The 22178-nt window shown below is 74.0% G+C and carries 16 protein-coding genes; 9 read left to right on the forward strand and 7 right to left on the reverse strand.

Features of this window, described 5'->3' with window-relative positions; genetic code table 11:
- Positions 1-234: 234 nt before the first annotated feature.
- Complete coding sequence (locus AB0J72_RS34385; RefSeq protein ID WP_363405968.1) at positions 235-981, reverse strand: aminoglycoside phosphotransferase family protein; 747 nt, start codon at positions 979-981, stop codon at positions 235-237.
- A gap of 40 nt (positions 982-1021) precedes the next feature.
- A complete protein-coding gene (locus tag AB0J72_RS34390) occupies positions 1022-1441 on the reverse strand; it encodes an SRPBCC family protein (protein WP_363405971.1) in 420 nt (139 codons plus the stop codon).
- A gap of 23 nt (positions 1442-1464) precedes the next feature.
- Here AB0J72_RS34390 and AB0J72_RS34395 point away from each other — a divergent pair, with 23 nt between their 5' ends.
- On the forward strand, positions 1465-2007 hold the full coding sequence (locus tag AB0J72_RS34395; protein WP_363405974.1) for a TetR/AcrR family transcriptional regulator: 543 nt from the start codon (positions 1465-1467) through the stop codon (positions 2005-2007).
- Positions 2008-2208: 201 nt separating this feature from the next.
- Here the strand turns inward: AB0J72_RS34395 and AB0J72_RS34400 are convergent, their stop codons facing one another.
- Complete coding sequence (locus tag AB0J72_RS34400) at positions 2209-6777, reverse strand: FtsK/SpoIIIE domain-containing protein (RefSeq protein ID WP_363405977.1); 4569 nt, start codon at positions 6775-6777, stop codon at positions 2209-2211.
- A gap of 260 nt (positions 6778-7037) precedes the next feature.
- Here AB0J72_RS34400 and AB0J72_RS34405 point away from each other — a divergent pair, with 260 nt between their 5' ends.
- Both AB0J72_RS34405 and AB0J72_RS34410 read left to right on the forward strand, forming a co-directional pair.
- A complete protein-coding gene (locus AB0J72_RS34405; RefSeq protein WP_363405980.1) occupies positions 7038-7700 on the forward strand; it encodes a tetratricopeptide repeat protein in 663 nt (220 codons plus the stop codon).
- 140 nt (positions 7701-7840) lie between these two features.
- Positions 7841-11074 (forward strand): BTAD domain-containing putative transcriptional regulator, encoded by a 3234-nt coding sequence (locus AB0J72_RS34410; protein WP_363405983.1) that lies wholly within the window; start codon positions 7841-7843, stop codon positions 11072-11074.
- 40 nt (positions 11075-11114) lie between these two features.
- Here AB0J72_RS34410 and AB0J72_RS34415 read toward each other — a convergent pair whose 3' ends face one another.
- Positions 11115-15053: a hypothetical protein gene (locus AB0J72_RS34415; RefSeq protein WP_363405986.1), complete on the reverse strand. Its 3939-nt coding sequence runs from the start codon at positions 15051-15053 to the stop codon at positions 11115-11117.
- Positions 15050-15793: a hypothetical protein gene (locus tag AB0J72_RS34420; RefSeq protein ID WP_363405989.1), complete on the reverse strand. Its 744-nt coding sequence runs from the start codon at positions 15791-15793 to the stop codon at positions 15050-15052. Before AB0J72_RS34420 ends, AB0J72_RS34415 begins: the two co-directional genes overlap by 4 nt.
- Before the next feature lie 206 nt (positions 15794-15999).
- Between AB0J72_RS34420 and AB0J72_RS34425 the strand changes: the two genes are divergently transcribed.
- The gene (locus AB0J72_RS34425; RefSeq protein ID WP_363405992.1) at positions 16000-16722 is read left to right on the forward strand and encodes a Crp/Fnr family transcriptional regulator; all 723 of its coding nucleotides are present in this window, start codon (positions 16000-16002) and stop codon (positions 16720-16722) included.
- Between the two features lie 54 nt (positions 16723-16776).
- Entirely contained in the window at positions 16777-17322 is a 546-nt protein-coding gene (locus tag AB0J72_RS34430) for a hypothetical protein (RefSeq protein WP_363405995.1), read from the forward strand.
- A gap of 90 nt (positions 17323-17412) precedes the next feature.
- Here AB0J72_RS34430 and AB0J72_RS34435 read toward each other — a convergent pair whose 3' ends face one another.
- Complete coding sequence (locus tag AB0J72_RS34435; protein ID WP_363405998.1) at positions 17413-18204, reverse strand: peptidoglycan DD-metalloendopeptidase family protein; 792 nt, start codon at positions 18202-18204, stop codon at positions 17413-17415.
- 96 nt (positions 18205-18300) lie between these two features.
- Here AB0J72_RS34435 and AB0J72_RS34440 point away from each other — a divergent pair, with 96 nt between their 5' ends.
- Positions 18301-19248 carry a LysR family transcriptional regulator gene (locus AB0J72_RS34440; protein ID WP_363406001.1) on the forward strand — a complete coding sequence of 316 codons (948 nt, stop codon included), beginning with the start codon at positions 18301-18303 and terminating at the stop codon, positions 19246-19248.
- Positions 19238-19786 carry a DapH/DapD/GlmU-related protein gene (locus tag AB0J72_RS34445; protein WP_363406004.1) on the forward strand — a complete coding sequence of 183 codons (549 nt, stop codon included), beginning with the start codon at positions 19238-19240 and terminating at the stop codon, positions 19784-19786. Before AB0J72_RS34440 ends, AB0J72_RS34445 begins: the two co-directional genes overlap by 11 nt.
- Positions 19787-19810: 24 nt before the next feature.
- On the opposite strand, the gene AB0J72_RS34450 is transcribed toward AB0J72_RS34445, so the two are convergent.
- Positions 19811-20245: a hypothetical protein gene (locus AB0J72_RS34450; protein WP_363406007.1), complete on the reverse strand. Its 435-nt coding sequence runs from the start codon at positions 20243-20245 to the stop codon at positions 19811-19813.
- Between the two features lie 135 nt (positions 20246-20380).
- Between AB0J72_RS34450 and AB0J72_RS34455 the strand changes: the two genes are divergently transcribed.
- Both AB0J72_RS34455 and AB0J72_RS34460 read left to right on the forward strand, forming a co-directional pair.
- Positions 20381-21538, forward strand: a complete 1158-nt coding sequence (locus tag AB0J72_RS34455; protein ID WP_363406010.1) for a histidine kinase — start codon at positions 20381-20383, stop codon at positions 21536-21538.
- Entirely contained in the window at positions 21535-22176 is a 642-nt protein-coding gene (locus tag AB0J72_RS34460; RefSeq protein ID WP_363406013.1) for a response regulator transcription factor, read from the forward strand. Before AB0J72_RS34455 ends, AB0J72_RS34460 begins: the two co-directional genes overlap by 4 nt.
- Positions 22177-22178: the final 2 nt, after the last annotated feature.

Below are 22178 nucleotides of genomic sequence, written 5' to 3' on the forward strand. Positions count from 1 at the left end.
GCGCGCTCGCCATGAACTACCGAGGGCTCGCCGTGGCCTTCGCCCGGCGTGCCGACGAGTCGGCTCGCTCAGTAGGGATAGGAACGCAGCGCCCGGCGCATCCGATGGACGAGCACGACCGGGTTGTCTTCGTCCGGATCATCGGTGGGGTCTTCGCGCTGGTAGGAGTCCTCATGATGTGGTCGGTGGCGCGCTCGGCCTCCTTGACGTGGCGTACGGATAAAGGCAGGGGCGTCACATGCGGGCGCGCAGCACGTCGAACTCGCAGCCCGGGGTGGACGGGTCGAAGCCGTGCTCGACCAGCCAGCGGACGGCGAGCAGGCTGCGCAGCGACCACCAGGCGCGGATCGCGTCGGGGTCGGCGGCGGGGCCGTAGCCGGCGATGACGTCGGCGAGGTGCTCCTCGTGGCCGAGGGTCAGGCTGGCGAGGTCGCGCATGGGGTCGCCGCGGCTCGCCTCGGACCAGTCGAGCACGCCGGTGACCTCGTCGCCGTCGACGAAGACGTGGGAGATGTGCAGGTCGCCGTGGGTGAACGCGGGTGTCCACGGGCGGAGCGCGGTCTCGGCGATCCGGCGGTTGCGGGTGACGAGGGTGGCGGGGAGGACGTCGTTCGCGATGAGCCAGGTGCACTCGGCGTCGAGGTCCGCGGCGATGGCGTCGACGGGGCGGCCGGGCCAGGGCGGCAGCGGCGCGTCGTGCAGCGCCCGTACGGTGGCGCCGGCCGCGGCCCATGCTGCCGGCGACGCGGTCGACGGCTCGCCGAGGCGGCCGAGCGGCACCCCCGGGAGAGCGGCGAGCGCGAGCACGGGCGGCCTGCGCCACAGGATCTCCGGCGTCGGGACGGGCGCCAGGGTCATCGCCTCGACCTCGACGTCGGTGCGTGCCTGATCGGTGTCGACCTTCAGGAACACGTCACCGACGCGCAGCGTCGCGCGTTCGTGATGGGCGATGACCACCTCGATACGGTCCACGGCTGCCATCTTCGGGTGAGGACCCCGGACGTCGCCACGCAATTGGGATTCAGCGGGCGGCGGCCGCCTGGCGCGTGAAGCCCGCCGCCTCCTGGCGCAGCGACGACCGCATCAACCCGCCGAGCACCGCCATGACGCCGGACAGCGGGCCGTCGGTTTCGATGACGAGCCCCATCCGGGTGCCCGAACCGGCCGGCTCCAGCAGGTGGCGGCCGGTCAGGCGCAGTCCCTTCCGGCTGGTCTCCCAGGTGAACTCGCGCTCCGGATCGAGCCGGGTCACGGTCCAGACCGCGCTGCTCTGTGCCGGCTGCTTGATCCGGGCGGTGCTGCCGACCCGCAGCTCGCCGGTGTCGAGCCGCTCCAGCCGCTGCACGGTCGGCAGGAACTTCGGCCAGTCCTCGACCTCGGTGGTCAGGCGCCACATCAGGTCGACCGGCGCGTCAATTTGGGTGAATTCCTCGTAGCGCATGCGGCGACTGTACCATCTGGTACATGTCTGAGTCCCGTGACGATCTGCTCGCCCGCGTCCTCGACTTCGCGGCCCGCGACGGGCTGGCCGACCGCAGCCTGCGGGAGATCGCGACCGGCGTCGGCACCAGCCACCGGATGCTGCTGTACCACTTCGGCTCCCGGGAGGGACTGCTCGCGGCCGTCGTCGGCGCGATGGAGGCGCAGCAGCGCGCCACGATGGCCGCCCTCGCCGAGACCGCGGCGACCCCGGCCGAGCTGATGACCGGCGTCTGGCAGGCCGTGTCGAGCCCCGAGGTCCGCCCGTTCGTGCGGCTCTTCTTCGAGGTGCTCGCACTCACCACCCGTGGCGGCGCACCGGGACCGGACGGCCTCACCGCGAGCTGGCTCGACGACGCGGAGAAGGCCGGCGAACGCCTCGGCATCGAGACCGACCGGGCGTCGCTGCGGCTGGGCGTCGCCGTGACCCGTGGCCTGCTCGTCGACCTCGTCGCCGGCGAGGACCCGGCCGAGGTCGACGCCGCCTACGCCCTCTTCGTCCAGCTTGCCGCCGACCCGAAGAAGTGAGCGACTTCTACGCCTCGGTGATCCCGACGGACGCCACCTGCTGGAGGAGGCCGAGGCCACATCTAAGGCGTGTTGATCGCGGTGATGGTGACGGTTGCCCTGAGCTCGACTACGCGCACAGTTCGAGAGTGTGCTGAAGTGAGATCAAACCATCAGGCCTGCCGCAACGACAGGGCGTTCACGACCGTCCCAGCGATCGAGTCAGCTGAAGGGGCGGACCTTCGCGAGGAGTTCGGTGGGGGAGCCGGTGAAGCCGGCGCCGGCCAGATCGAGGGCCTGGGTGGCCGCGGCCGGCTCCAGGGCGTCGAAGCCGGCGCCGAGGAGCTCCGCCACGATCGACCGGAGGCGGGGGACGGTCGTGGGGGCCGGGCCGGCCAGGGCGTCGGTGATGCCCAGCAGCTGCGGCACCCGCCGCGGGCGGGCCGCGACCAGCGCCGCCGCGTCGTCGGCGGTCGCGTAGGGGACCTGCACGGGGGCCATGCCGCGCGGGCGGATCAGCACGCCGCGGCCGGGTGGGTCGGCGGTCACGTACGCCTGCGGGATCTTCACCATGGTGTTGAACAGGTGGGCGCGCGGCTGGCGCGGGCCCAGCAGCAGGCCCGCGCCGGACCGGCCGGCCTCCGCGGCGAAGCTGCCCGGCGGCGGCGCGGCCAGGTCGTCGACGGCGGCCGCGACGACCATCCCGAGGTGCGCGGGGTCCGTTTCGAGGAGGAACTCGCGCAGGACCGCGCCGGCGTCGCCGCGCAGCAGGTGCTCGGCGTCGTCGACGAGGACGACGCACCCGGCGGTGCCGGCGGCGGCGAGGGCCAGCTGCGCCTGGCGGACGGAGGGCTGCCGGACCCCCAGGATGGCGGCGACCCCCGGTACACCGGACAGCGCGTGCAACGGTGAGGTCCGCACCGGCGCGAGGACCACGACCTGCGTGCCGCGTGACAGCAGGTCCAGGGCGATGCCGAGCAGCGCGGTGCTGCGCCCGCTGCGCCGCTCGCCGGTGACGTAGAAGCCGGGGCCTTCGGCGGTCAGGTCGACGCCGAGCAGGTGCAGGTCGTCGCCGCCGACGCCGGCCGGGATCCAGGACGGGGAGGCGCCGCCGGCGCCAGCCGGGACCCACGACGGGGAGGCGCCGCCGGCGCCAGCCGGGACCCAGGGCGGGGAGGCGCCGCCGACGCCGGCCGGGATCCGGGACGGGGAGGAGTCACGGGGCAGGGCCGCGGCCGAGGCGACGCTGATCTGGTCCGGCAGCTCGTCGACCCGCCACGGGCGGGTGGTGACCGCGGCGGCGGCGACACCGGGGTCGGCGACGGCGACCTGGACGATGCGGTGCCGGCCGGTGAGCCGGATCGCCTGCCCGGGGCGCTGGTCGCCGGGCACGGCGGTCGCCGGGATGCCGAGCAGCGCGTGGTCCCCGGGCGCGAATGGCAGCGCGAGGAGGTCCCGCGACGACTCGGTCAGCGCCCGGAACCGGCCCGACGTCAGCAGCGCGCCGCTGCCGGCGACCGCGACGTGCACGCCGACGGCCGGGCCCTTGCGGGCGATGCGGACCAGCGCGTCGTACAGGGTGCCGTGGTCGACCTCGCCGAACGTCTGCAGCCACGTGTCCCAGTCGTCGACCAGCAGCAGCGTGCGGGGGTCGCCGCCGCGTTCCCGCTCGCGGATCAGCGCATCGAGGCGGGCCAGCAGCCGCGCGCCGCGGTCCAGCTGGCCGGCGTCCACGACCGCCCCGCAGTGCGGCAGGGCCGCGAGGTCGCCCAGGGTGCCGCCGCAGTCCATCACATAGATGTGGGTTTCGCCGGTACGAAGTGCCGCTGCCGCCACGGTCCGCAGGAAGGTGCTCCGGCCGGACCGGGGGCGGCCCGCGACGAGCAGGTTGGTGCCCTCCTGCAGGTCCCAGGCGGCGGCGGGCTGGGCGCGCAGCTCCGGCTGGTCCTCCCGCCCGAAGACCAGGCCGGACGGCGAGGACAGGGGCACCGAGGACAAGGGCAGCGCCGCCGGCAGCTCGTCCAGCCACGGCCGCTCCGGGCCGCTCACCCCGGCGGCGGCCGCTGCCGCGCGGACCGCGTCGACGAGCACGTCCACGTCGCGGGCGGCGCTGCGGGCGGCGTCGGCCGGCGGGTATCCGAGGCGCGGCCACGGCGAGCGGATCAGCCGGACCCGTTCGCCGGGCGCGCGGCGGGTGCCGCCGCCGAGGAACGCGGACTGGAACAGCACCAGGTCGGTGTCCTCGCCGCGGCGCAGGTACGCCTGGCCCTTCCCGGTCAGGGTGCTGGCGTCGGGCCGGCCGATGACGTCGAGGGAGTGCTCGGCCGGCAGGTGCAGCGCCACCTGCAGGTTGATGTTGGGCCGGATCTCCGCCGGCACCACCCCGCGCGGCGTCTGCGTGCCGATGACGAGGTGCAGGCCGAGGGACCGGCCGACGGTCGCCACGTGCACCAGACGGGTCAGGATCTCCGCCGGCAGCTGCTCCTTGAGCATCGCGAACTCGTCGATGACGACCAGCAGCCGCGGCAGCCGCGGCGGGCAGCCGGGCGGCAGGGTGCCGGCGTCGGCGCGCTGCTGGTACAGCTCCAGCTTCTCCACCCCGGCCGCCGCGAGGTACCGCTGCCGCCGGTCGAGCTCGCCGGCGAGCGAGTCCAGCGCCCGCATCACCTGCCGGCCGTCGAGGTTGCTGATGCTGCCGACGGTGTGCGGCAGGTCGGCGAACGCCGCGAACGCCGCCCCGCCCTTGAAGTCCACGAGGATGAACCCGAGCTCGTCGGGGCGGTTGGCGAGGGCGAGCGCGCCGATGAGGCTCTGCAGGAACGCGGACTTGCCCCAGCCGGTCGCGCCGGCGACAAGCAGGTGCGGCCCGTGCGCGGCGATGTCGACGTTGAGCGGCCCGTCGCCGGTGCGGCCGATCGCGACCCGGGTCTGCCGTGGCCGGCGCCGCCACCGGGCGTCGAGGTCGGCGGTGCCGGCGAGGTCGAGCAGCGCCACCTCGGCCGGCATGCCACCGCCGGCGTGCTGGGTCTCCGGGTCGCGCAGCGGCGCGAGCGCCCGCCCGGCCCGCTCCGCGGCGACGGCGCTGACCTGGTCGGCGACGACCCCGTCGAGGTCCGGCTGGTGCATGCGGCGCAGCCGGACCCGTGCGGCGTCGGTGAAGTCGACGGTGATCGGGCAGCGGTACGGCAGCTGCTCCACCGCGATGACGAAGACGCCGGCGTCCGGGCCGTGGGCGAGGACGTCGGCGAGCCCCGGCACGTCGAACTCGGGCAGGTTGTCGACGACGACGAGCCAGTTGTGCCCGAACCGGCGCGGCTGCGCGTCGGGGCGGCGCCGGGCGGCGACGACCGCCGCCAGGGTCTCCACCTGGTGGGTCAGCGTCGCGGTGTCCACGCCGACGCGGGCGAGCGGGCCGGTCTCGGGGCGGGCGTGCGGCAGCCACCGCACCCAGTCCCAGGAGGCGGCGGCGCCCGAGTCGTCGGCTGCGTCGCCGGCCCTGGTCAGCACGGCGACGCTGAGGTCGGCGGGGCCGCTCTGCACGACCGCCTGCAGCAGCAGCCACCGGGCCAGGGCGCGGGCCTGCGCGCGCGGGCCGGCGATCCCGACGGTGCCGGCCGTGCCGAGGTCGGCGAGGACCGGCACCTGCGGCTGCACCGGCTGCTGCACCGGCGGCGCGTCCGGGGAGGCGGACGGGTCGCGGACCGTGATCTGGCTCGGCTGGTCGGCCACGCCGATGCGCAGCCGCAGGAAGTCGTCGTGGGCCGGGCGGCGCTGCCACAGCCGCGCGTCGTGGTGCTGGGCGAGCAGGACGGTGCCGGCGACGTCCGGCGACTGCTCCAGCAGCCGCTGCCGCTCGTCGGCGAGCAGCGCGGTCAGCTCGGCCTGCCGGTCGTCGCTGGCGCTGCGGAACCGCTGCTGCTCCCGCCGGCTGTCGCTGCGCCCGCGCCACCACGTCCAGGCGCCGGTGGCCAGCAGCGTCACGGTGCTCACGCCGGAGAACAGCAGGAACATCGCGTTGTGCCACACGAGGAACGCGACCACGCCGAGGACGAGCCCGCCCGCGGCGCCGATACCGACGGCGGCGGTCCCGCCGCGGCGCTCGTCGGGGCGGCGCGGCAGGTCGACCGTGACCACCGGCGCGGCCGGCACGAACCGGTGCGGGCGGGTCACCCGCAGCGTGCCGTCCGGCAGGGGCTGCGCCGCGCCCGGCGCGCCGGTCGCCGGGGCGTCGGCCGGGAGAAGGTCAAGGACGAGCTCGTCGCGGCCGATCCGCAGCACCGCGCCGGGGACGAGCCGGGCGGGGGCGGTGAGCCTGGCCCCGTCGAGGGTGGTGCCGTTGGACGAGCCGGTGTCGGACACCTCGACCCCGCCGGGCCCGACCCGCAGCGCGGCGTGCCGGCGGCTGATCCCGGTGCCGGTCAGCTGCACGTCGTTGTCGGCGGTCCGCCCGATCGTGACGGTGCCCGTGCCGGGCAGCGCGAACACCACCCCGGCGTCGGGCCCGGCGACCACCCGCAACCGCCGGCCGCCGGTCTGCCCGGTCGTCGGCGCGGCCGTGCCCGGACCGGTGCCGAGGGTGACGTGCAGGACGGCGCCGGCTCGTACACCCGCATCCACCAGCGACTCGTCGGCGTCGAGAGAGCCGGCGGCCGTCGCCACCCCGACCTCGCCGGGCGTCGCGAAGTGCGCCGCCAGGGCCCGGGCCAGGTCCTCGACCCGCGCGTCCGGCTGCACCTCCGCGTGCAGCTCGTGCGCCGAACCGGACAACATCACCGTGACCGGGAACCGCACGCTTATGCCCCCTCCAGAACCGTTGCGCTGAGGAAACTCGACGATCTCCACCGCGCGCAACGGTCCTCCGGTCAGTCCGGGCCGCCGTTCGTTCCGCCGCGGCCGTGTTCAACTGAGGGGCGGCCGCCAGTCGAACATGCCCGCGGGCGGTCGAAGTGTGGGGTGGCGCTTCGTCGCGTATCTGAACCGTTGACTGCGCTGCCGAACAGGTCGAGACTGCCGGAGCCGGAAGGACTGGGGCGACGGCGACGGGGGCGGCGATGAGCGGCGACGAACGGATCGAACGGGCCAGGGACAGCTACGCGCGGGCGGTGTACGGCGGCGACCCGGGCGGGCTCGACGATGCCGAACGAGGACTGGACGCGGTCGAGGCCGACACGGCGCTGGCGCGCGGCCTGATCCTGCACGCGCGGTACCAGAGCGCCGACGCCGACACCGGTGCGGCGCCCGTCGAGGACCCTGCCGAGCTGCGGCTGTTCGAGCGGGCGCTCGAGCTGTACCGGACGCTGGGGGACACCCGCGGCGAGGCCGAGGCGCTGTTCTGGGTCGGTTGCGTGCACCAGTTCATCCGGCGCGACGACGAGGTCGCGGTGCCGCTCCTGGAGCGGTCCCGCCTGCTGGCGGAGCGGACCGGCGACAAACCGACCTGGTCCGAGGCGCTCCGGCACCTGGGCATCGCGGCGCACCGGGCCGGCCGGCTGGACGAGGCACGCGAGCTGCTGGAGGAGTCCTCCCGCCTGCGCCGCGAGATCGGGGCGCTGCCGGGCGTGGCCTCCAACATGATCGGGCTGGCCTACATCGCCGCCGCCCAGGACCGCCGCGCCGACGCGCTCGCCACCCTCGACGAGGCGTACGCCCTCGCCGGCGCCCACGGCGCCCACGCCATCATCCGTCACATCGAGCAGGCCCGGACGCAGGTCTGACGGGGCATGCGCGGCCCGCGGGCTGGGGTACGTGCCTGGTCGGATCGACGTTCAGTGGGTTTCTGGGCAGGGTTCGGACCGGTACGCATTTGTGCGCGCTGCAACTCCGCGTTCGACGGCTGGTCAGCGGACGATCTGTCATGTTCCCGGGGGTCGGCGTGGCCTTGCCAGTTCATCCGGTCCAGCCCCACGACGAGGGGCGGCCGGTCGGTGGCGTTGGTCTGCGTCTGCAGGTCCTCGGCCCGTTACGGGTGTGGCGGGACGGTGTCGAGCTGGACACCGGTCCCCGGCAGCAGGCGTATCTGCTGGCCTTGCTGCTGGCCCGGGTGGGCAGGCCGGTCAGCCCGAACGAGTTGATCGATCTGATCTGGGGCGACGACGTTCCCAGCAGCGCGCTCAACCTCATCCACAAGTACGTCGGCGCGTTGCGGCGGCTGCTCGAACCCGCGATCCCCTCCCGGAGCACCGGCTCATACCTGCACCGCCGTGGCAACACCTACCTGTTCGCGGCGCCTTCCGGCGGGTTGGACCTGGCCGCCTTCCGGGAGCTCGTCGAGACCGCGAAAGAGGCCCTGGCAGAGCATCGTCACGAAACGGCGCTTGATCGCTACGTCGAAGCGCTCGGCCGGTGGCAGGGCCGTGCGGGCGACGGATTCACGCATGGGCCGACCGCGTTGCCGATCTTCGCGGCCCTCGACGACGAGTTCCACGCCGCGTGCGCCGCAGCGGCCGAACTGGCGATGTCGCTGGGCCGGCCGGTGCCTGTGCTGCCGGCATTGCGGCTGGCCGCATCGATGGTGCCGTTCCATGAACCGGTGCAGGCAAGCCTCATCGCGGTCCTCGGCGCCGCGGGACGCCGTGCGGAGGCACTGTCGGCGTTCCGCACGGTCAGCGACCGCCTTGCCGACGAGCTCGGGGTCGAGCCCGGCCCGGCGCTGCGGGCCGCATATCTGCAGGTACTGGCGGAGCCTCCGACGTCGCCGGTCGTGACAGGTGCGGACGTCGGGGATGTCGGCGCGCCGGCGCCAGCGGCCGGGCTGGTCGGCCGGGCCGAGGAGCTCGCCGTCCTGCGGCAAGCCGTCGAGATGGCACGCACCGGCCGCTCGGCGCTCGCCATCGTCGAAGGCGAACCGGGCGTGGGCAAGACCCGCCTGCTGCAGGAAACCGCCGCCGAGGCGAGCCGGCTCGGCCAGTTCGTGGTCTGGGGTTCCTGCCTGGAAGGTGCTGGAACACCGTCGATGTGGCCGTGGGAGCAGGCGCTCCGTCCGATCCTCGACAGCCTGCCGGCGCCGTTGCGGGAGAAGTGGCTCGCCAGTGATCTCGGCGGTCTCCTCGAACCGCGAAACGACAGCGCGGCCGCGCCGACGGTTCCTGACAGCGGCGCCCGGTTCCGCCTGCTCGAACAGGTCGTCGCTGTGGTCGGGCAGGCCTCGGCGCAACGGCCCACGCTGCTGGTCCTCGATGATCTCCAATGGGCTGACACCGCCTCGCTCCAGCTGTTCGGCCACCTCGTGGCCCGGCTACCCGCCGGCACGGTGATCATTGGCGCGCTCCGTGATCGCGCACCCGTGCCCGGCTCTGACTTGTCGCGGGTCCTGGCCGCGGCCAGCCGGCTGCCGGATCACCGCAGGATCCGGCTCGGCCCGCTCGGCCTGACCGAGGTGACCGAGCTCATCCGCCGCGAGATCGGCCAGGACCCGGGCGCTGATGTCGCCCGCGGCATCCATACCCGTACGGCCGGCAATCCGTTCTTCGTCCAGGAGCTGTCCCGGCTCCTGAGCGACGGCGGCTCGCTGCGCGACGGCGAGGCAGCAGTGCCGGCGGGGGTACCGGCCACCGTACGAGACGTCGTCCGCGACCGGATGGCCGGTCTCGACGACAGCGCTCGCGACCTGCTGCGTGTCGCCGCGCTCATCGGCCGCGACGTGGACCTCGCCCTGCTCGCCGCCGCAGGCGGCGTCGACATTGCGGACTGCCTCGAACGCCTCGAACCGCTGCAGGCGCTCGGTCTGCTGGAAACCAGGCCGGAAAGCCCGCACTCGCTACGGTTCGCGCACGACCTGGTCCGCGAGTCGGTCACCGAGACCACGACGCGGCAGCAGACCGTCCACCTGCATCTGCTGGTCGCCGACGCCCTCGAACGCACCCATGTGGACGACGAGTCCGTTGCCGAACGCCTCGCCTACCACCTCTGGGCCGCCGGCCCGCTCGCCGACCCGGCTCGCACCGCGCAGGCACTGGCCCGTGCTGGGCGACGCGCGGCGACCAAGCTCGCGTTCACGGCCGCCGGTCGGCACCTGGAATCGGCCGCCCAACTCGCGCGCACGGCCGGCCTGCGGGACCTGGAGCTGTCGGTGCTGTCACTACTCACCCTTGTTGCCAGCCGGCACGGGGGATATCGCGGTTCGACGTTCGACCTGCTGGAGCGGGCCGAGTACCTGGCCCGCATGCTCGGCCACGAGACGGAGGCCGTCCGCTTTCTGTTCGCTCGGATGGTGGGGGCCTTCACCTCGATCGAGCAGGACCGTGGGAGGTGGGCTCGCCGAGTGTACGAGCAAGGACAGGCGTCCGCCGACCCGATCATCCAGGCGTACGGTCGGCACGCCTGGGGCCTGTACCAGTGGGACATCGGCAACATCGCCGAGGCGTACCGCTGCTTCAGCGCGCAAGGCCACACCAGCCCGCATCATGGTGCCGGCGACCTCCGACCGTGGAAGGTGCCGAATGAACAGCTCGGTTGGCTGGCCGTGATCACGGCGCTGCACGGCGATGTCGAGACGGCACGGTCCGCGATCGACAAGGCGTACCTAGCCGACGAAGACCTGTACGCGATGTCGGCGTGGGCCTACTACCACACGATGGCGGCCTCGATGGCCGGTGACGCGCGATGGGCGATGCGGGCGGCCGAGCGGTGGATCGCGGCCGGCGCCGACCGCTCCGGCGTCGCGCAGGAGCACTACATCCGGCTGGACTGGCACTGGGCCTGTGCGGTCACCGGCGACGACCCGGCCGGCAAGGCGGCAGAGGCCGAACAACTCCTGGCCGCGACTCTCCTCGACCCGCCGCGATGGGGCATCGCGTACCACTACGGACTGATCGCCGAGATGTGGCTGGCCGCCGACCTGCCCGACGCGGCCGCAACCGCCCTTGACCGAGCCGACCAGGCTCTCACGACCTACGGCCAACGGTTCGCCGAAGGGCTCCTGCTGTTGCTGCGCGCGCGCCTGCTGCACGCCCGCGGCGAACCCGTCGACGTCGTGCGAGCCGCCGCCGAAGCGGCCCGCGCCCGATCGGACGAGCGCGGGGTCTATCTCTTCGCGCGCCGCTCCGAGCGGTTCCTGGCCGAACTCGACCAGGAATCGCCGGACATCTGATCGCGCGCCGGCGGTTCGATGACCGCTCGGGACGCGGCCGTCACGGGGCGCGCAGGTACGCGACGCCGAACAGGTCGTCGGTGAGGGAGCCGGCCGGGTTGTGGCAGTACACGTCGACGGTGAGCTGCGGCGGCGTGCTGTAGGAGTTGATCGCGCCGAGGTGGCAGTACGCGGCGCCGCGCCCGACGACCTGCACGCTGTCGCCGAACTTGCCGATGGTCGGCCACGTCAGCCGGTACCAGCCGAGCTTCATCCGGACGACCGACGGCCGGTCGCCGTTGCTGGCGTACGAGCGGGCGGCGTCGACGGCCGGGTTCGCCGGGTCACCGGTCGTCATCGCGTACGCCGCCGGCGTCCCCGCGTCCCGGTGCAGACCGGTGCCGCGCAGGTAAGACAGGACGAAGCCACTGTCGGCCGGGGTCGGGCCGCCGATCGCGAAGCAGGACACCGGCAGCCGCACCCCGCCCGCCGCCGGGACCGGGTCGCCGGCCGAGCACCGGGTCGCGCCGCCGCCGAACGGGGTGAGCTGGACGTAGCCGCCGCCGTCGGTGACGCCTTCCAGCAGCACCTGATACCGGCCGGGTCCGTCGCGCTGGACCTGGTTGCCGCGCCCGGCCGGGTTGAACGTGCCGGAGTTGGCGATCGTCCCGCCGCCGCTGCCCTGGTACCGGACGGTGGCGTACGTGCCGGCGCCGGCCTGCGGGGCGGCGAAGAACAGCGTGAAGTACCAGTCGGCGGGCGCTCCGGTGCGGTCGAAGCAGCGCACGTCGACGACCTCGTCGGGGCCGTCGGCGCGGTACCCGGCGATCCCGCACACCCGCCCGTGATAGTCCGTGCGGTAGGCGGTGCTGTGCGCGACGCCGACGTTCGCGGCGACGTCGGGCATCCGGACGGTGTACTGCCCGGGGCCGGTGCGGGTGACCGTCGCCTCGTGGCCGATGCGGTTGGGGAACCCGGCCCCGGTCGTCCACTGCGTGCGCGAGTCCACCTTCGTCGGGGTGCCCATCGGCGCCTCGTCGCCGCGGGCGAGGTTGACGTAGACGTACCCCCAGACGGGCGCGGCGACGGTCGGGTTGCCGGGGTCGGCCGGGTTCTTCACGACCGGGGCGGGACCGCTCGGCGGCGGCGGGAAACCGCCCGGTGGGACACCGCCGGACGGCTGCAGGCCGGGCGGTACGGGTTCGGTCGGCGCCACGCCGGACGGCACGACCTCGGACGGGCTCGGCGACGCCGGCCCCTGGGAGGGCGGCAGGGTCGTCGCGCCCGGCGTGCCCGTCGCGGCGGATGCGGTGGGCGAGGCGCTCTTCGCCGGCCGGGCGACCGCCTGGTCCGGTGCCGGCGGGGTCGAGCCGGCCACGACGGCGGTGGTGACGGCGGCCGCGACGAGCAGCGCCACCCCACCGGCCACGGCCGGGTTCTGCTGGACCGCGTCCGCGACCCGCCCGAGGCCCGGGGTCACGCGCGCGACGGAGTACAGGCGGACGGCGAACGACGACGGGAGCTGCGGGATGCCGGTCGTGCCGGAGGCCTGCGGCGCCGGGTCGGCCGCGCGTCCGAGCACCGGTGCCGCCGCCACCATCACGGTCGAGCCGGAGCCCGCGGCGGTGTGCTCCGCGACCGGCTCCAGCCGGCCGGTCCCGGACCGCGCCGAGGTCAGGTCCTGCCTGCCGCGGCCGGACCCGCGCCGCCTGCGCCACGGGAACCAGCGCACGGCCGGTGGGGTCGCCGCGTCGGACAGGTGCTGGCCGCGCAGGAGCCGCTCGCGTTCCCTGCCGTCCAGGGCGGCGAGGGCGGCGTGCAGCGGCGCGGGGACCTCCACCTGCGCGGCCGCGACGAACGCCGGCGCCGCGAGGCGCTCCGGGTGCCGGGCGACCAGGCGGACGATGACCTCCTCCAGCGCGGGACGGTCGGCCGCGGCCCGGGCCAGCACGGTCAGGACCTGGCAGGCCTGCCGGTCGGTGAGGTGGGGCACGACCGGGTCCAGGACGGCCGGATGCTCCTCCACGACGGTGCCGACGAGGTGCTCGTGCAGCCGGTCGGGCTGCGGCGCCGACCAGTGCCAGCCGGGCCCGCCGTACAGCTCGCCGAGCCACTGCGCGGCGGCGACCCGGGTGGCCTCCGGTTGGTCGGCCAGCTCGGCGACGTGGTCGAGGATGGCCGACGGCTGCTCGGGCGCACCCCACGACCGGGTCCGGCGCGGCCGCCAGCCCAGCTCCCAGGACCAGCGTCGACCGGTCGGCTGGGGTTCGCCCCGGTACGCCCGGACGGTGCACAAGGTCGCGACGGCCACCACCCGGCGGCGGGTCTGATCGACGAGGCCCAGGCCGGGCAGGCGGTCCGCGCGGGCGTTCCAGTAGCCCTCCTCGTGGCCGAGCAGCACCTGCTCGGGCCGGTCCTGCGGGGCGGCCGTCCGACCGTGGGTGACCGTCCGGCCGTGGGCGGCATCGAGGAGACCGGCCAGCGCCGCCATGTGCACGGCCAGGATGTTGCCGTAGCCGGCGCCGGACAGGTCCGGCACGGGGATCCGGCCGGCGACGGCGGCCCAGTCCGGCAGCTGCCCGGCCGCGCCGAGCCGCTCGGCGAACGCGGCCGCCGCCTCGGCGAAGAGGACCTCCCGCGTCTCGGCGTCGCTCGTCTCGGCGTCGCTCGTCTCGGCGTCGCTCGTCTCGGCGTCGCTCGGTTCGGCGTCGCTCGGCTCGTGGGAGACGGCATCGCCCGCATCGGCCAGCGGGCCGAGTGGCTCTTCCAGCCCGGCGTCCGACGGGGTCGCGGCAATCAGCGCGGCGAACGGCCGGCTCCTGGCCTCCAGCTCCCGGAGCCAGTCGCCGTTGGCCCTGGCGACCAGCAGCAGCCGCACCGGCGAATCACGGGGCAGCCGCTCAGCCAGCCGGCCGAGCTGCTCGCGCCGCGGCTCGGCGTGGTCCACCACGACCAGCAGCGGCACGTCGACGGCGCGCAGCTGCTCGTAGGCGGTGTCCAGGACGTCGTCGGCGAGGGTGAGCACCGCCCAGCCGGCGTGCGAGGCCCGCCGGGCCAGCTCCCGCGCCAGCCGGGTCTTGCCCTGGCCGCCCGGTCCGGTCAGCAGCCGCACGGGCCGCCGGTCGGACTCCGCGCACCATTCCAGCAGCCGGGACAGGACCTCCTCCCGCCCGCGGAACGGCACCACCTCCGCCTCGGGCCGCAGCAGCCACGCGGGCGTCACCGCCCCCGCCGGCTGGTGCTGCAGGCCGGCGAGCTCGGCCGGCTCGAGCAACGGCCGGCGGCCGGACTCACCCCAGAGCAGCGCGGCGAAGGCCGGGTCGGTGACGAGGCGCTCGACCTGGACCGCGGTGACCCGCCGCCCGGCCGGATCGAGCGGGTCCGGCACGACGACCCCGACGAGCAGACCGTTGACGAACAGCCCGGCGCCGCAGACATCCGGCGGGCCCTCGTCCAGGTCCACCCGCTGCGACCTGTGCAGGCCCACAGTGGTCATCGTCCCCGACGGGCGCGACCGGACACCGGTCCGGTCGGAGCCATGGACGACCGGCACCCCGACCTGCACGGGCAAACCGTCATGGGCGGTCACCAGCCGACCCCAGCGCAGCGGCGCGAGGCCCGCCGGTGGGGCCCACTCCGCGGCGGTCACCCGCAGCAGCGCGGCGCCGGACTCCGTGCCCGCCCACACCACCTCGCACTCGACGTCGCCCGCACCGTGCTCGTGCGGGAGCCGCACCCACGCGGTGGCGCCGGCGTCGCCGACCGCGTGCGCGGCGGTCAGCACCAGCCGGTCGGCGACCAGCAGACCCGAACCCTGACGGCGCGGCCCGGCCGGGTCCGGGCCGTGCACCTCGCACAGCCGGCGTTCGGGCACGGGACCGCCCGCCGCCGCGCCCGCCCCCGTGTAGATGCGGTCGCCGAAGTGCACCTCACCGGCGTGCTCGACGTAGTAGTTGTAGGTGCCGATCTGGGTGACGGTGCCCCGGTCGTCGGCGTTCAACCGCGGCCGTAGCCGAAGTGGACGTCGGCGGCGCGTTCGATGTACGTGCTGTGCGTGCCGTTCTGGATGATCGTCCGGCCCCCGACGGTCGCGACGGGCGCGGCCGCGACAGGCTCAGGCGCGGCCGGCTCCGGCGCGGGTACGTCCGCCGTCCCTTGCAAGGTCCCCGGCGTCCAGACCCAGGCGTCGGTCTCGGTCTCCTTCTCGTGGACGCGGACCAGCCGGAACTGCTCCTGCGGCAGCCCGCTGCGCCCGCTCTGCACCCAGTCGCGGTGCACGCCGGCGGCGAGGACGACGACGAGGCTCGCGGCCGGGGCGGCGGCCAGCGCCTCCCTCGCCGCCTGCGACGCGCCCAGCCGGGTCGCGCCGACGACGGGACGGCCGACGAAGCCGTTGTCGCCCGGCTCTACCAGCCCCTCGTCGGCGCCGACGCGCAGCCGGATCGGGCCCTCCGGACCCGCCCGCAGGTTGTTGCGGAGCAGGGCGGCGGCCAGCTCCAGGCAGAACCCCCCGACGACCCGCGCCACCCCGCCACCGGCCGGCACCAGCGCGAGCTCCTCGTCGCCCTTCGCCTGCCGGATCCACAGCCCGCGGTCGACGCCGGCCTCCGCCGCGGCGACGTCGAGCAGGTCGATCAGCCGTCGCTGGATCGCGGCCTGGGTGCGGTCGTCATGCCCGCCGTAGCCGACCACGTCAATCGATAAGCAGAGGTACCGGTCTATCTTGTCGGGCTGCGTCATCACGACTCTCCTCGGCAGGTCCGGTTCCGCGAATCCTAAACGCCGCCACCATCGGCAATCCCGTAGGAATACGGCTTGCGTCGCGCACCCGTTCAGTCCGTGGGAAGTGGATGATCCGGCACCATGCGCTGTGGACCGTCAATGCGTTCAACGGGGCTATAGACTGCCGCGGGGTGAACTCCGTGGCCGTCTCTCGAGGAGCCGCGATGGGCAGCGTGGGGCGCGGCGACGGCCCGTGGGCCGCCACGACGTTCCTCGGCCGCCTCGACGACCGTGACCGCCGCGACCTGCTGGCGGCCGGCGTCCGGCGGTCCTTCCCGCCCGGGCGCCGCCTGCTCGCCGAGGGCGACGACAGCCGCCACATAGAGCTGATCGAGCGGGGCTTCGTCAAGATCACCACCGTGTCGGCGGACCTGGCCGACGTCGTCCTCGCCATCCGCGGCCCCGGCGACATCGTCGGCGAGCTCGCCGCGATCAGCGGCAACCAGCGCTCGGCGACGGCCACCACCTGCGGTCGCGTCGTGTCCGTGGCGGTGCGGCGCCTTGAGTTCGAGGCGTTCCTGGCCGCCCATCCCGCGGCCGCCGCCCGGCTGACCCAGGCCGTGGGGGAGAAGCTGCTGTGGGCCAACCGGCGCAGGTCGGACTTCGCGGGCTGTCCGGCCACGGTACGGGTCGCGCGGGTCCTCTTCGAGCTCATCCCGATCTGCGGCCGCCCGCACGGCGACGGCGTACGGATCGGCATCAGCCTCACCCAGCCCGAGCTCGCCTCGATGATCGGCGGCAAGGAGTCCACGGTCCACAAGGCGCTCCGGGAGCTGCGCGCCGCCGGCATCATCGCGACCGGCTACAGCGAAATCACCGTCATCGACCCCGGTCAACTGGACAAACTCCGAAACTTCGAAGAACCCGGATTTCCACCGGATCCCTGAGCGCCGGCCGCCCTTTCATGAAGTGACCGCGTCACTTCAAGGAGGGGCAAACCTGTGAAACGCCGAATCACCAAAGTCGTCGCCGCATGCGCCGCGACGCTCGCCACCGCCGCCCTCGGGATCGTGGCGGTGCCCACGGCCGCGCACGCGTCACCCGCCACCGCGCTCCAGCGCTGCCTCAGCGCCGGCGTGCCGAACGTGGACGTGACGATCACCCACCCCGGCAACGTGAGCAGCGTCGGCTACCCGAACGTCGCCAACCAGTGGAACGTGATCTACCCCGGCGACGTCATCAACATCATCAGCGGCGGCAGCGTCCGCTACGACTTCTGGGGCGCTTCGACCGGACCGGCCGGGCTGTCCGGCCAGTACGGCGACGCGAGCTTCCCCTTCCCCGGCTACCCGAAGGTGGCCTCCGTGATCAGGTTCAACAACAACCCGGCGGGGTGGGTCGGCAACCCGGACCTGACGGTCAACTGGGGCGGCTGCCACCAGTGGACCAGCCCCTACCCGGTGCGCGTCGGGTTCTACGTCAACGACAACAACCTCGGCGACAACGGCGGCGCCTGGAGCTACCGGATCCTGCACTACTACCCGTGACCGTCCGCCGACAGCGCCTTCGAGCGGGTAGGCCCGCTCGAAGGCGCTCACGCGGGGCGCCCGACCTGTACCGGGACCGCCGCGCGGTCGTCAGCAGCGTGGCACGCCGGGGATGAAGCCGTCGTAGCCGGTGAGGACGTAGGCGTCGGCGATGAACCGGCCGGAGCCGATCCGGTCCCAGATGTTGCTGGTGCCGTACGTGCCGTCGACCGTCGTGCCCGTCGTCTGGCAGCCGATCGTCACTGCGGCACCGTCGGCGACAGTGTCGACGGGGGCGTAGTTCGTGCCGGGGCCGGACCGCACGGTCAGCGGCGTGCCGGAGGTGTTCACCGTGCCGTTGGCGGAGCCGGACGGGCACCCGTTGTCGCTGGTGTAGTTCTTCGTGCCCCAGTACAGCGCCTGCGTGCCGTTGAACTTGATCTTCACGGCGGTGCCGCCGGAGCGCTGCTCGTAGTGCAGGTGGGGTCCGGTCGAGCCGCCGGTCGTGCCGACGTAGCCGATGACCTGGCCGTAGCGGACGGTCTGGCCGACGGACACGTTGAAGCGGCTCAGGTGGGCGTAGTAGGTGGTGTACCCGCCGCCGTGGTCGATCCGCACGTACTTGCCGTAGCTGGTGTTGCCGAGGTCGGTCACCCGGTCGACGGTGCCGGACGCGCTGGCCACGACGGGGTCGCCGTCGTCGTTGGCGCGGTTGAAGTCGATGGCGTTGGCGGGGCTGTGGTCGGAGCGGGTCTGACCCGACCACACCTGGCCGCACGGGAACGGGACCTTGAACGTGGGCGCCGCGAGCGCGGCGGTCACCGGGACGACCGCGGCGGCGGCACCCACCATGACGGTGAAGGCGCGGATCATTGCGCGCCGGGACGGACGCAGATTCACCATGCGCCACACCATATCGTCAGATATCTATGAATACACCTAAAGGTTTCGGCAAGACATGAGCCACAACCATCGGTTGTACGTGTTTACGGTGTACCGGTGGACACGGAGGGGCTGCGGTCGTTCGTCCGGGCGGCCGAGCTCGGGCAGCTGCGGCACGCGGCGCTCGAGCTGGGGGTGACGCAGCAGGCGGTCTCGAAGCGGATCGCCGCGCTGGAGCGGGAGCTGGGCGTACGGCTGTTCAACCGCACCGCCCGCGGCGTGGAGCTGACGCCCGACGGGCAGGCGTTCCTGCCGCACGCCCGGGGGATCGTCGCGGCGGTCGAGCGGGCCGTCACCGCCGTCAGACCCGGCTTCCGGGCGCTGCGGATCGACGTGCTCGGGCTGCGCAGCGCGCAGGCGGTGGTGCTGCACGACTACTGGCGGTCGCACCCCGGTACGGACCTCGACGTGGTGACGCTGCGGGTCGACGACCCGCAGACGGCGGCCGCCGCCGTCGCGGCCGGTGACGTGGACGCCTCGTTCCGGACCGTCACCGAGCCCGGCGCGCTGCCCCACGAACTGCGGATGATCCACGCGTTCGACTCGCCGCTGGAGCTGCTCACCGGGCCGCGGCACCCGCTCGCCGCGGCGCGGGAGCTGACGCCGGAGCAGCTGCGCGGGCACCGGATCTGGGTGCCGGGAATCGCGCCGCGCAGCGAGTGGGCCGACTTCTACGACCAGCTGACCACCGCCTTCGACCTGCGCCTGGACGCGGCGGGACCGCACTTCGGCGACGAGGTCCTCCTGGACGTCCTCGCCGGGTCCGCGGACGTCGCCACACTCGTCGGCTCGCGCGACCGGTACATCTGGCCGACCGGCCACGACCTGCGCCGCATCCCCATCGTGGACCCTGCGATCGCCTACCCGATCTCGCTCATCCTGCCGCGGACCAACCCGCACCCGGGGCTCCGCGGGCTCGTCTCGCACCTCGACACCCTGCCGAAGCCCGCCGCGCCGGTCTGGCGACCGTCATGGCCCGTGGAAGGACCGCCACATGCCCGATGACCTGCTCATGCGCATCCGCAGCGCGGAGTTCCAGGCGATGTCCGAGCGGGTGCTGCGGGCCACCGAGCTCACCTCCCGCCTGAACGTCCTGCCGTTCGACGACGAGCGGGGCAAGGCGGAACTCTTCGAACAGATCCTCGGCCGGCCGCTGCCCGCGAAGGTGACGATCTACCCACCGTTCTACACCGACCACGGCCTGCGCCTGGAGCTCGCGGAGCGGGTGTTCATCAACCAGAACTGCACGTTCCTCGACTACGCCGGCATCCGGCTCGGCGAGCGCGTGATGATCGGCCCGAAGGCCACGTTCATCACCGTCGGCCACCCCGTCGACCCCGCACCGCGCCGGGAGTGGCTCACCGGCGCGCCGATCGACGTGGCCGAGAACGTCTGGATCGGCGCCGGCGCCACGATCCTGCCCGGCGTCACCATCGGCCGCGACGCCGTCATCGCCGCCGGCGCCGTCGTGGCCGACGACGTCCCGGCGGCGACCCTGGTGACCGGCCCCAAGGCCACCGTGCGCCGGCAGTGGCAGGGCTGAGGCGCGTACGGCGCGTGCCCGGGGCTACGGCCGCGGCTTTCGCGCGGCGACGGCGGTGGGCGCCGATGCGGCCGGGCCGGGCTCCATGGACGACCGGACCGTACGCAGGTTCGTGCAGACCACGACGCTGAGCATGAACACGCCGCACACGGCCTGCTCGACACGCAGCCAGGTCGGGAACGCGTTCGGCCAGGCGACGACGCCGGCGATGGCCGCCAGCACCACGATTGAGATGATGCGCAGCCGGCGGAACGAGCCCCGATCGCCGGTGGCCGCGCGGCGGGCCAGGAAGAGCAGCACCGCCGCGCTCGCCGCGACCAGCGGCGTACGGATCCAGACGGCCGAGGTGACGAGCGCCGGGTCGTGTCGCATCACCACCGCGGCGACGACGGTGGCCAGGCTGATCGTCAGGAAGGCGGCCAGCAGCTTGACGACGGTGTGCAGGTGGTCGTTTCTCATGCCGCCCAGCCTGCTTCCCGGGGGCGGGGCGAGGCATCGCCGCGCGGGTAGAAGTCGTCTCTCCACCCGCGGGTGGAGACGTGCCTCTACCGACGGGTCGATGCCGGCACGGCGGCACCCGTTTAGGGTCGAAGGGTGCAGACGGAGGATCCCGCGTTGACCCGTCTCCGGGTCGTACGGTGGATGCAGTTGCTGACGCCGCTGATGCTGGCGTGGTTCGTGTGGGCCGCGGCCACCGCCGATCCCGGATTCGGGTTGACCGGGATGCGGCTGATCGTGGTGCTGGCCACCGCCGTGTTCGTGACCGGGGTGTTCGGCCGCAACGCGACCACCGAGCTGCCGGTCCGGCCGGCGCATGTGGTCTTCGTCGGGGCGATGCTGGTCGGTTCGGTAGCGCTGGTGGCGGTGCAGCCGGGCGGTCCGGGCTCGGTGGCGGTGCTGGTCGCGGTGCTGTGCGCGGCGACGGCGCTGATGCCCGTCCGGGTGGCCGTCCCGGCGTTGATCGTGGCGTTCGTGGTGCTGGAGATGGTGGCCTCGATCACCGGGCAGGACTTCGGCTTCCTGGCCGTGCTCGCCGGGTTCGCCGTGCTGTTCGGCCTGCTGTACCTGGCGTTCCGGTTGGCCGAGTCGCAGCGGGAGACCAAGCGGCTGCTCGCCCGGCTGGAAGCGGGCCAGGCGGCGCTGGCCGAGGCGGCCGGGTTGGCCGAGCGGCAGTGGCTGGCCCGGGAGATGCACGACGTGCTCGCCCACTCGCTGTCCGGGCTGCTGCTGCACCTGGAGGGGGCACGGATGCTGATCACCGAGGATCCGACGGACCCGCGCGTGCCCGTCGCCGTCGACCGTGCCCACCACCTCGCCCGCACCGGCCTGGAGGAGGCGCGCCGGGCCATCGGCACGCTGCGCGACGACGACCTGCCTGGACCGGACCGGCTCGCCGCACTGGCCGAGCAGTTCACCCGCGATCAGGCCGTACCGTGCGACTTCGCGGTGTCCGGGGAGCCGCACTCGCTGAAACCGGAGGCCCGGCTGGCCCTCTACCGGGTGGCGCAGGAGGCGCTGACCAACGTGACCAGGCACGCGTCGCCGACGCGGGTCTCACTGCGGCTCGCCTACGAGCCGACGGACACCCGCCTGACCGTGGAGGACTTCGCCGCCCGCCCGCCCGTGATCCCGGCCGAGACCGACGGCTACGGGCTGACCGGCATGCGCGAACGGGCCGAACTGCTCGGCGGCACCCTCAGCGCCGGCGCCACCGGCCACGGGTTCCGGGTCGAGCTGGTGGTGCCGGCATGATCCGGGTGCTCGTCGCCGACGACCAGCGGGTGGTCCGCGAAGGGCTGACCATGGTGCTCGGGCTGATGAAGGGCTTCGAGGTGGTCGGCACGGCCGCCGACGGCGACGAGGCGGTCACGCTCGCCCGGACCCTGCGACCCGACGTCGTGCTCATGGACCTGCGGATGCCCCGCTGCGACGGGATCGAGGCCACCCGCCGCCTGCGCACCGAGGCACCCGAGGTCAAAGTGGTCGTGCTGACCACGTACTCGGACGACCGGTCGGTGCTGGACGCGTTCCGGGCCGGCGCCCGCGGCTACCTGACCAAGGACGCCAGCGGGGCACAGATCCACGAGGCGCTGCAACAGGTCCTGGACAACCACGCCGCCATCGACCCGGCCGTACAACGGCACCTCATCGACGCGATCGCCACCGCGCCGCCGCCACGGCCGACGTTCCCGGACGGCCTCACGCCCCGCGAGGCCGAGGTGCTGTCGCTGATGGCCGGCGGCCTGTCCAACGCCGAGATCGCCGCCCACCTGGTCGTCAGCGAAGGCACCGTGAAAACCCACGTCAACCACCTGTTCACCAAGATCGGCGCCCGCGACCGCGCCCAGGCCGTCACGTACGCCTTCCGCCACGGCCTGAACGCGTCATGAAG

The organism is Dactylosporangium sp. NPDC049742 (assembly GCF_040674675.1).
GTDB lineage: Bacteria > Actinomycetota > Actinomycetes > Mycobacteriales > Micromonosporaceae > Dactylosporangium > Dactylosporangium maewongense.